The sequence below is a fragment of the Mycobacterium sp. SP-6446 genome, from assembly GCF_001954045.1.
In the GTDB taxonomy this organism is placed as follows: domain Bacteria; phylum Actinomycetota; class Actinomycetes; order Mycobacteriales; family Mycobacteriaceae; genus Mycobacterium.
The window spans coordinates 1-8432 of record NZ_MBEM01000151.1; the positions used below are offsets into that span (position 1 = coordinate 1).

General features: G+C 66.2%; 12 protein-coding genes and 1 tRNA gene. 5 read left to right on the forward strand and 8 right to left on the reverse strand.

Annotated elements, in window-relative coordinates; all coding sequences use genetic code 11:
• Positions 1–445, reverse strand: a 445-nt coding sequence (locus A5736_RS13855) for a hypothetical protein (protein ID WP_371328383.1), incomplete at its 3' end; no start/stop codon positions are given.
• An 84-nt stretch (positions 446–529) separates the two neighbouring features.
• Complete coding sequence (locus A5736_RS13860) at positions 530–1084, reverse strand: pyridoxamine 5'-phosphate oxidase family protein (protein WP_076246813.1); 555 nt, start codon at positions 1082–1084, stop codon at positions 530–532.
• 103 nt (positions 1085–1187) lie between these two features.
• Between A5736_RS13860 and A5736_RS13865 the strand changes: the two genes are divergently transcribed.
• Positions 1188–1859, forward strand: a complete 672-nt coding sequence (locus tag A5736_RS13865; protein ID WP_076246814.1) for a TetR/AcrR family transcriptional regulator — start codon at positions 1188–1190, stop codon at positions 1857–1859.
• A gap of 16 nt (positions 1860–1875) precedes the next feature.
• On the opposite strand, the gene A5736_RS13870 is transcribed toward A5736_RS13865, so the two are convergent.
• From A5736_RS13870 to pgm, 3 genes are all read right to left on the reverse strand, one after another.
• Complete coding sequence (locus A5736_RS13870) at positions 1876–2643, reverse strand: Stf0 family sulfotransferase (RefSeq protein WP_175611272.1); 768 nt, start codon at positions 2641–2643, stop codon at positions 1876–1878.
• 36 nt (positions 2644–2679) lie between these two features.
• A tRNA-Ala gene (locus A5736_RS13875) sits at positions 2680–2752 on the reverse strand.
• 64 nt (positions 2753–2816) lie between these two features.
• Positions 2817–4448 carry a phosphoglucomutase (alpha-D-glucose-1,6-bisphosphate-dependent) gene (gene pgm, locus A5736_RS13880; RefSeq protein ID WP_076246817.1) on the reverse strand — a complete coding sequence of 544 codons (1632 nt, stop codon included), beginning with the start codon at positions 4446–4448 and terminating at the stop codon, positions 2817–2819.
• Positions 4449–4486: 38 nt separating this feature from the next.
• Between pgm and crcB (A5736_RS13885) the strand changes: the two genes are divergently transcribed.
• Genes crcB (A5736_RS13885) through A5736_RS13895 form a run of 3 tightly spaced genes read left to right on the forward strand, consistent with a single transcriptional unit; the run spans position 4487 to position 6353 of the window.
• On the forward strand, positions 4487–4885 hold the full coding sequence (gene crcB / locus A5736_RS13885) for a fluoride efflux transporter CrcB (RefSeq protein WP_076246819.1): 399 nt from the start codon (positions 4487–4489) through the stop codon (positions 4883–4885).
• Complete coding sequence (gene crcB, locus A5736_RS13890; RefSeq protein WP_076246821.1) at positions 4882–5259, forward strand: fluoride efflux transporter CrcB; 378 nt, start codon at positions 4882–4884, stop codon at positions 5257–5259. The genes crcB (A5736_RS13885) and crcB (A5736_RS13890) overlap by 4 nt, the downstream gene beginning before the upstream one ends.
• Positions 5256–6353 carry a DUF190 domain-containing protein gene (locus A5736_RS13895; RefSeq protein WP_076246822.1) on the forward strand — a complete coding sequence of 366 codons (1098 nt, stop codon included), beginning with the start codon at positions 5256–5258 and terminating at the stop codon, positions 6351–6353. Before crcB (A5736_RS13890) ends, A5736_RS13895 begins: the two co-directional genes overlap by 4 nt.
• On the opposite strand, the gene A5736_RS13900 is transcribed toward A5736_RS13895, so the two are convergent.
• From A5736_RS13900 to A5736_RS13910, 3 genes are read right to left on the reverse strand one after another with little or no spacing between them, the layout of a single operon-like run.
• A complete protein-coding gene (locus A5736_RS13900; RefSeq protein WP_076246824.1) occupies positions 6354–6980 on the reverse strand; it encodes a GNAT family N-acetyltransferase in 627 nt (208 codons plus the stop codon).
• Between the two features lies 1 nt (position 6981).
• The gene (locus A5736_RS13905; RefSeq protein WP_076246825.1) at positions 6982–7857 is read right to left on the reverse strand and encodes an LLM class F420-dependent oxidoreductase; all 876 of its coding nucleotides are present in this window, start codon (positions 7855–7857) and stop codon (positions 6982–6984) included.
• Positions 7858–7869: 12 nt separating this feature from the next.
• Positions 7870–8226 carry a DUF488 domain-containing protein gene (locus A5736_RS13910; RefSeq protein ID WP_076246827.1) on the reverse strand — a complete coding sequence of 119 codons (357 nt, stop codon included), beginning with the start codon at positions 8224–8226 and terminating at the stop codon, positions 7870–7872.
• A 45-nt stretch (positions 8227–8271) separates the two neighbouring features.
• On the opposite strand from A5736_RS13910, the gene A5736_RS26815 reads away from it, so the two are divergent.
• Positions 8272–8397: a hypothetical protein gene (locus tag A5736_RS26815; protein ID WP_371328384.1), complete on the forward strand. Its 126-nt coding sequence runs from the start codon at positions 8272–8274 to the stop codon at positions 8395–8397.
• Positions 8398–8432 lie beyond the last annotated feature (35 nt).

The following is an 8432-nucleotide window of genomic DNA, read 5'->3' on the forward strand; positions in this document are numbered from 1 at the left end:
GCCCGCCACCTTCGGCCTGAACGGCGGCGCACCACCGGTTCCATGCCGCCATGTTGGCGGTCATCGCCGGAAGCCTCGGCGACAGGCGGCGCTCCCAGAGCAAGCCGAAATTGGGGAACAGGACCGCCTCGTCGAGGCCCGCGGCATCGAGCCAGCGAAGCCGGGCCGCGGGCTGCCAGTAGGAGGCGGGTAGCGCGTCGTCGTACCGATAGGAGGGGGGCTTCCCGGCCCGTTGACGGTTGCGGTGCTCCCCACAGGATGCGGTGTTGCCGGGAAGGTGGACGTCGGCGAGGGCGAGGTGAGCGCCGCGCCAGTCGAGCCAGGTGTAACCGAGTTCGTCGTCCACCAGGCTCAAGGCGTCGTCGCGCGCATCGGGGTCGATATGGTCGGCCCACAGCGACCGACTCTCGTAGAGATGCTGGTCCGAGTCGACGATGCGAGTCACACCGCCAGTTCTTCCACCGCCGCCCTGCCGCGTCAAGGCCGTGGTCGGCAAGCCCGCGCGGCGCCCGGTCGGCGACCATGGCGACTACGCCGGGTCTGGGGCGTCCCATCGGACGACGGCCGACGTCCAGTGCGTGATCCGCTCTTCCTGGTCGTTGCGGTGCAGATGGCGCGGCGGTTGAGCGAACGTCGAGTAGGGCTGACAGCGGACGACGACTCGGTCCTCGTTGGCGGCCATTTCCTCGACGTACGGGCGGGCTTCTTCGCCCAGCGACTGGCCCGACATGCGTGCGGCGACCGCCATCATCACGTCGACCACGAGGTCGCGGTCACGCTCGACCGTCGCGTCGGCGTACACCTGCAGGTAGGCGAAAGGCCAGCGCTCGTCCAGCACGCAGAGGCTTACTTTTCCGTCGCGTTCGACAATGCGCGCCTTGCCGCGTCCCGCCATCGTCGAGATGAGCAGTTCGTCGTCGTCGGTCGGTATGTAGTACACGATCGACATGGCCGGACCGTCGTGCCGGCGCCGGTATCCGAAGACGCAGGTGCGGTGGGTGCGCACGAACGTACGCCGCTCCGACGGGAGCATGTCTCGGTCTGTGGGAGCCACAAAGGGCTCCGTGGCGAGTGGAAGCAACATCGCAAGATCTCCGTGTCGTGGTTGAAGCTGACCATCCAAGTCAATAATGGATACAGTGTTGCCGTTATTGCGTCCTGTTGTCAAGACCCGCCATACTGGCCCCGTGACGACCACACAGCGGCGGGACGAAGCGCCTCGACCCTCTCGTGGACGTCCCCCGCTTCCCCTCGATCGGATCATCGATACGGCGCTGCAAATCGTCGACGAAGACGGCGCCGACGCATTGTCCATGCGGACGTTGGCACAGCGACTCAATTCCGGGACCGCGACGCTGTACCGGCACTTCGCCAACCGGTCGGATTTGGTGGCTCAGGTCATCGACCGGGTGTTCGGCGAGGCCGAATACGACACCGTTGATTCCGAGTCATGGCAGGAGATGTGTAAGTCGTTCGCGCGCAAGACATTTGAGGTCTTGCGACGCCACCCGAACGTCGCCCCGCTACTCATCGAGCGGATACCGATCGGACGAAATGCGATGGCTGGCCGCGAAAAAATCATCGCTCTGCTACTAGACAGCGGATTCCCGCCAGACCTCGCGGCACGGTCCTACGCCACCGTGGCCCGCCACGTCCTGGGCTTCGCCATCCAACTGACCGGACACAGCACCGCCGCCGAAATGCACGACGCAATGGCATCGGACCGGTTCCGTGGCGTAAACCCAGTCGAATTTCCCGCCACCATTCGAGTCGCCGACCACCTGCCGGTTCCGTTGGCCGAGGAGTTTGAGTTCGGACTCGAGCTCATCATCAACGGGCTGACCCAGCTCCTGGCCTAGGTGTATCGGGATACACCTAAGCCCACTCCTCGTCGATGAGTCGCCGCCAGTGTTCGTTGATGTGGTCGGACTGACGCTCGAGCGGGGGTTCGGGCAAATCGGCGGCGTGTACGGGATCGGCGCCGAGGAATCGCAAGACTCGCGCAATCTCACCGCGATAGTTCTCGTCGAGATCTTCATAGCGGACCGTCAGAACCTTATGGCCCCGAGTGTTGAAGTAGTTGGTCCAAGCCGCTTGTTCGGCGTCGAGGGTCCGTTCCATCTCGATGATCTGCTCGTACGTCGGTGCCACGCCGGTGAGATCGGCCGCCGGCTGGCCGGGCGTGGGGCGGTCCAGGTAGAGCCCCCACGGACGCACTCTCCCCGACGAGCGGGAAGAACGGAACCACTCGCCGGTCGCTTCGGCACGAAACAGCGATATGGCCTGCGCGCGCCGGTCAGCACGGACGATATTGACGAAAGCTGCTGCCGGAAAAAGCATCTCGAGAACGGCCCCCGGATCGCCACGAAAACCCAGTGCTTGCGCGAGCGAAACGACATGCCGCCAATGAATTTTGATACCCCGAATACCGTTCTCCGTCGCCGCGAACGCCATGACCTTCGCCAGATATTCGGTCCACGAGCAATTCGCCGGCAGTTTCAAGTCCTCCCTATAGGACCCGATGTGGTCGGGCGTGAAGTACTCTTCGGGCCGCCCGGCAACTCCAGTCGCAACGAGGCCACCGGCCAGGAGCGAACTACCCGAACGAGGCGTGGAGGCAATGACGTACGTTTCGTGACCCATGTGTCGAGGATCGTGCCACATGGGCAGGTCTCTGGGTGGAGCTAAGGGGACTCGAACCCCTGACCCCCACACTGCCAGTGTGGTGCGCTACCAGCTGCGCCATAGCCCCGAGAAGTTGTGCCCATCGAAGCTACACCACTGGGAACATGCGTTCAAAGTCGCAGTTCAGGGCCCTATCCGATGACCTGGTTCACCACCTCGCGGGCAGTCTTCTGCACCTCGGCCAGATGCTCGGGGCCGTTGAACGATTCCGCATAGATCTTGTAGACGTCCTCTGTGCCCGACGGCCGCGCGGCAAACCACGCGTTGGCCGTCGTCACCTTCAGCCCACCCAGCGGCGCGCCGTTTCCGGGCGCGGCGGTGAGCTTGGCGGTTATCGGCTCACCGGCCAGGTCGCACGCGGTGACCTCGTCGGGCGACAGCTTGGCCAGCCGCGCCTTCTGGTCGCGGTCGGCGGGCGCGTCGACGCGCGCGTAGGACGGTGTCCCGTACTCGACGGTCAGCTCCTCGTAGCGCTGGGAGGGACTCGAGCCGGTGACGGCCAGGATCTCGGAAGCCAGCAGCGCCAGGATGATGCCGTCCTTGTCGGTGGTCCACACCGTTCCGTCGCGGCGCAGGAACGACGCCCCCGCCGACTCCTCGCCGCCGAAGCCGATCGTGCCGCCGATCAGGCCGTCGACGAACCACTTGAACCCGACCGGCACCTCGACGAGCTTGCGGCCGAGGCCGGCGACCACGCGGTCGATGATCGACGAACTGACCACGGTCTTGCCGACCGCGATGCCCTCCGGCCAGGACGGCCGATGGGTATAGAGGTAGTCGATGGCGACCGCGAGGTAGTGATTCGGATTCAGCAGCCCCGCGTCGGGCGTCACGATGCCATGGCGGTCGGAGTCGGCGTCGTTGCCGGTCGCGATCTGATAGCGGTCCCGGTTCGCGATCAGCGATGCCATCGCGTCCGGAGAGCTGCAGTCCATCCGGATCTTGCCGTCGTGGTCGAGCGTCATGAACCGCCACGTCGCGTCGACCAACGGGTTGACCACCGTCAGCTCGAGCCCGTGCCGCTCCGCTATTGCGCCCCAATAATCCACGCTCGCCCCGCCGAGCGGGTCGGCGCCGATCCGCACCCCGGCCGCGCGAATCGCATCGACGTCGACCACATTGGGCAGGTCCTCGACATACGTGGCCATATAGTCGTAGCGCTGGGCGGCGGGCAGCGCCCGGGCCAGCGGCACCCGCTTGACGCCCGATCCAGAGCGCAGAATTTCGTTGGCGCGCTTGGCTATTGCGTTGGTCGCATCGGTGTCGGCCGGTCCCCCGTTCGGTGGGTTGTACTTGAAGCCTCCGTCGGACGGCGGGTTGTGCGACGGCGTCACGACGATGCCGTCGGCCAGCGTGTCGGTGCGGTCGCGGTTATACGTCAGGATCGCGTGGCTAACCGCCGGCGTGGGCGTGTACCGGTCGGCCGCGTCGATCATGGCGACGACGTCATTGGCCGCGAGCACCTCGAGCGCCGACACCCAGGCCGGCTCCGAGAGGCCATGCGTGTCACGGCCGATGAACAACGGCCCGGTAGTCCCCTGCGCCGCGCGGTACTCGACGATGGCCTGGGTGATCGCCAAAATGTGGGCTTCGTTGAAGGCCCCGTTCAACGAGGAGCCGCGGTGACCCGACGTGCCGAACGCCACCTGCTGAGCGACGTCGTCGGGATCGGGTTCGATCGCGTAATACGACGTCACCAGATGGGGCAGATCGACGAGGTCTTCGGGTCGGGCCGGCTGGCCGGCGCGCGGGTTGGCCACCATGACGCCAATTCTGCCGATGTCCTGCCTAGGCTGCTTAGGTGCCTCGTCACGACTATCGCGAGTTGGCCGCGGTTTTCGCCGGCGGTGCGCTGGGCGCCCTGGCCCGGGCCGCACTGAGCACCCTGACAGTCGACGACCCCGCGAGCTGGCCGTGGCCGACGTTCACGGTCAACATCGTCGGGGCCTTTCTGGTGGGTTACTTCACGACCCGACTGCTGGAGCGGCTGCCGCTGTCGAGTTACCGGCGGCCGCTCCTCGGCACCGGATTGTGCGGCGGTTTGACCACTTTCTCGACGATGCAGGTCGAAACGCTGAAGATGATCGAACACCGCCATTGGGGCCTCGCCGTCGGCTACACCGTCGCCAGCATCGTGCTGGGCTTGCTGGCGGTGCACCTGGCCACGGTGTTGGTTCGCCGGGTTCGGGTGCGCGGATGACGGGCGGCGCGGCTGTCCTGGTGTGGGCCGGCGTCGTGCTCGTCGGCGGCGTCGGCTCGGTGCTGCGTTTCGTAGTCGATCGCGCGGTGGCTCGGCGCGTTGCGCAGCCGTTTCCGTTCGGCACGCTCGCGGTCAACGTCAGCGGTGCGGCGTTACTCGGGCTGCTCGGCGGGCTGGCGCTGAGCAAGGATGCGGCCCTGCTGGTCGACACGGCGTTCGTCGGCGCCTACACGACCTTCTCCACGTGGATGCTGGAAACGCAGCGGCTCGGCGAGGAGCGCCAGACCTGGGCGGCGATCGCCAACATCGTCGTCAGCGTCGTGCTGGGCATGGCCGCGGCGCTGCTCGGACAATGGATTGCGGACCGGATATGAACCAGCCCTGCCTGAAGTTGACCGCGTACTTTGGCGAGCGTCAACGCGCCGTCGGCACGAGCGGGCGGTTTCTGGCCGACGAGATGCTGGACTTGTTCGGCACCAGCGACGTCGCGACCAGTGTGATGTTGCGCGGTATCGCCAGCTTCGGGCCGAGCCGCGAGCTGCGCAATGACGTATCGCTGAGTCTGTCCGAGGATCCTGCGGTGGCGATCGCCGCGGTCGACGTCGAGCCGAAGATCCGCTCCCTGGTCGACGACGTCGGGGCGATGACGGGCCGCGGGCTGGTGACCCTCGAGCGCGCGCGGCTGGTGACGCGCCAGCTGGGCTCCGATGCGCTTGCGGACTTCGACACCCACAACGGGGATGCCGCCAAACTCACCGTGTACGTCGGCCGCCAAGAACGCATCGCCGGCAGACGGGCGCACCACGCGATATGCGACCTGCTCTACCGGCACGGATTTGCGGGTGCCATCGTGCTTCTCGGTGTCGACGGGACGGCGCACGGCGAGCGCTACCGCGCTCACTTCTTCGGGCGCAACGTCAACGTTCCGGTCATGATCATCGCCGTCGGGTCGACGGCGCAAGTCGCAGCCGCCGCAACCGAACTGGCTACCGCGACGCCCAACCCGATACTGACCGTCGAGCGGGTGCGACTGTGCAAACGCGACGGTGAGCTGTTCGCCCGGCCCCAGGACCTGCCGGCAACCGACGACCAGGGACGCACCCTGTGGCAGAAGCTGATGGTATACACGGCCGAGGGAACCATCCAGGATGGGCTGCCGATCCATCGGGCGCTAGTGCAGCGACTGCTGCATTCGGAAACGGCCCGGGGGGCGACGGTGCTGCGCGGTATCTGGGGATTCCATGGGGACCATAAACCCCACGGGGACAAGCTATTCCAGCTGGCACGGCGGGTTCCGGTGACCACGATCATCGTCGACACGCCGCAGTCGATCGCGCGCAGCTTCGATATCGTCGACGAGGTGACGAGCCGGCACGGGCTGGTGACGAGTGAGATGGTTCCGGCCGCACTGTCGCTGGACGAGACCCAGCGGCTCGGTGACATCACGCTGGCACGCCACGACTACTGATTACGCCTCTCGCGGCCGGGGGACATCCTCGGGCGTGCGGACCAACGCGTACAGGGCCATCCGCCGGTTCGACATGTCGTGTTCGCCCAAAAACACGCAACCGCCACGCTCACAAAACTTGCGCGCCAAGACATTACGGTGATCCGGGTCGAACATCACCCGGCGGCATCGCGGGTCGAGGTCGAGCATGCTCGCCAGCAGGTGCGGCAGCAAGAAGCTCACATGTCCCTGTTGTAGGTAGTCCAAATCGGCGACCGCGACGTGCAGGCCTAGATCGTAGGGATCGTACTCGTATCGGGCAGCAATGGAATCCTTTGCCGCCCGGTATAATTCGACGTATCCGCGGTCTGCCCCATCATGGCTGGCGACGAACGGGCGAGAAAACGTGCTGTCTAGTTGCGCACGCAGGTAACGATGCCAGCGCTCCGCTGGCCAGGCGTACTCCCACGACTCGGCCAGGTGCGGCATGTTCATCCACGTCGAGATCATCTCGGCGTCGGCGTCCGGGTCGGCGAGGCGCAAACCGTATGGCGCGGGCAATTCCGGTATGGGCGGCGGCGGGACGGCGCGCACCTCGTCCGGGATATCGGTCAGCTCCCGCCGCAGGATGGGTTCGGCTTCAGTCATGTCAACCGGGGAGCCTACCCATCCACCGATCGGCCAGCGCCGAAACCCAGTCGGCGGCCACCCCGGGACGGTCGGGTGGCGCCTCGACCAGTACCAACTCGTCAACGCCCAACTCCACCAGCGCATCGATATCGCGAACGCTGGGCTCACTCAACGCCACGGCCAGCCTCAGTTCGGAGCGGTCGCGCCCGGCCTCGCCGCATAGCCGCCGCAGCTTTCCGATCCGTTCACGCACCGCCTCGACGCCGGCGAGGTTGAAGCCGTACCAGCCATCCGCCCATGCCGCAACGCGCCGCAGTGCCGCATCGCTGTTGCCCCCGACCACGATCGGGATACGGCGATCGCGGGCTGGCTTGGGGTTGACGCGAATCGAATCGAAGCCGACGAACGTCCCGTCGAACGAGGCGACGTCGTCGCGCCACAACGTGCGCATGGCGGCGACGTATTCGGCCGTGCGAGCCGCGCGATGTTCGAAAGGCACTCGGAGCGCAGTGAATTCCTCCCTGGACCATCCGACTCCTACCCCGAGTGTCAGTCGCCCGCCGCTCAACCGGTCCAAGCTCGCGGCCTGTTTGGCCACCACGACCGGATTGTGTTCGGGCAGCAGCAACACACCCGTCGCGACGCCGATCCGCGATGAGGCGGCGGCGACGAAACTCAGTGCGATCATTGGGTCGAGCCAATCCGCTTGTGCCGGAACACCGATGACGCCGTCCTCGGAATACGGATAGCGTGACTCCGACCGGTCCACCATGACGACGTGTTCGCCGGCCCACAAAGTGGCGAAGCCGCACCTGTCGGCGGCCGAGGCGACGGCATCGATCACCGCACGGTCGGCGCCGGTGCCGATTCCCAGCGCGTGCAATCCCAGCCGCATCGCGCGACCGTCTCAGCGGCTTTTCAGGAGCTTGGCCAGGACGGCCGCCTGGCTGATGTCGACGTCCCGGGTGGCGGTGACGAGGGTGACGGCGCCGCGTTTGGTCAGCTTGCGCAGTTCCTTCAGCGCGGGGCTGTCGCGCAGTTCCGCCGTGTAGCGCGACGCGAATTCGTCGAACCGTTCCGGCTTGTGCTGGTACCACTCACGCAGTTCTTTCGACGGCGCGACGTCCTTGCACCAGGTTCCCACCCGGGGGTCGTCCTTGCGGACTCCCCGCGGCCAGATCCGATCGACCAGGACGCGCTGGCCGTCGTCGGCGCCCGCGGCGTCGTAGACCCGGGCCACCCGGATGCGTTTTCCGGCGCTCACCCGGTCAGGGTAGCGCTGTCGGTGGCGGCTGCTACTCTCGAACGTATGTTCGATACATTAGCGGCGCTCGATTCGGCGGCCGACGAGTCGGCGCTGATCGAGTACATCGCCGAACTCGAGAGAGCCAAATCCGCGGCGGCGGGCCATGTGGTGATGCTGAGGACTCGATGACGCCGGGCCTGGCTGTCTGCGAATTGGCATACGCA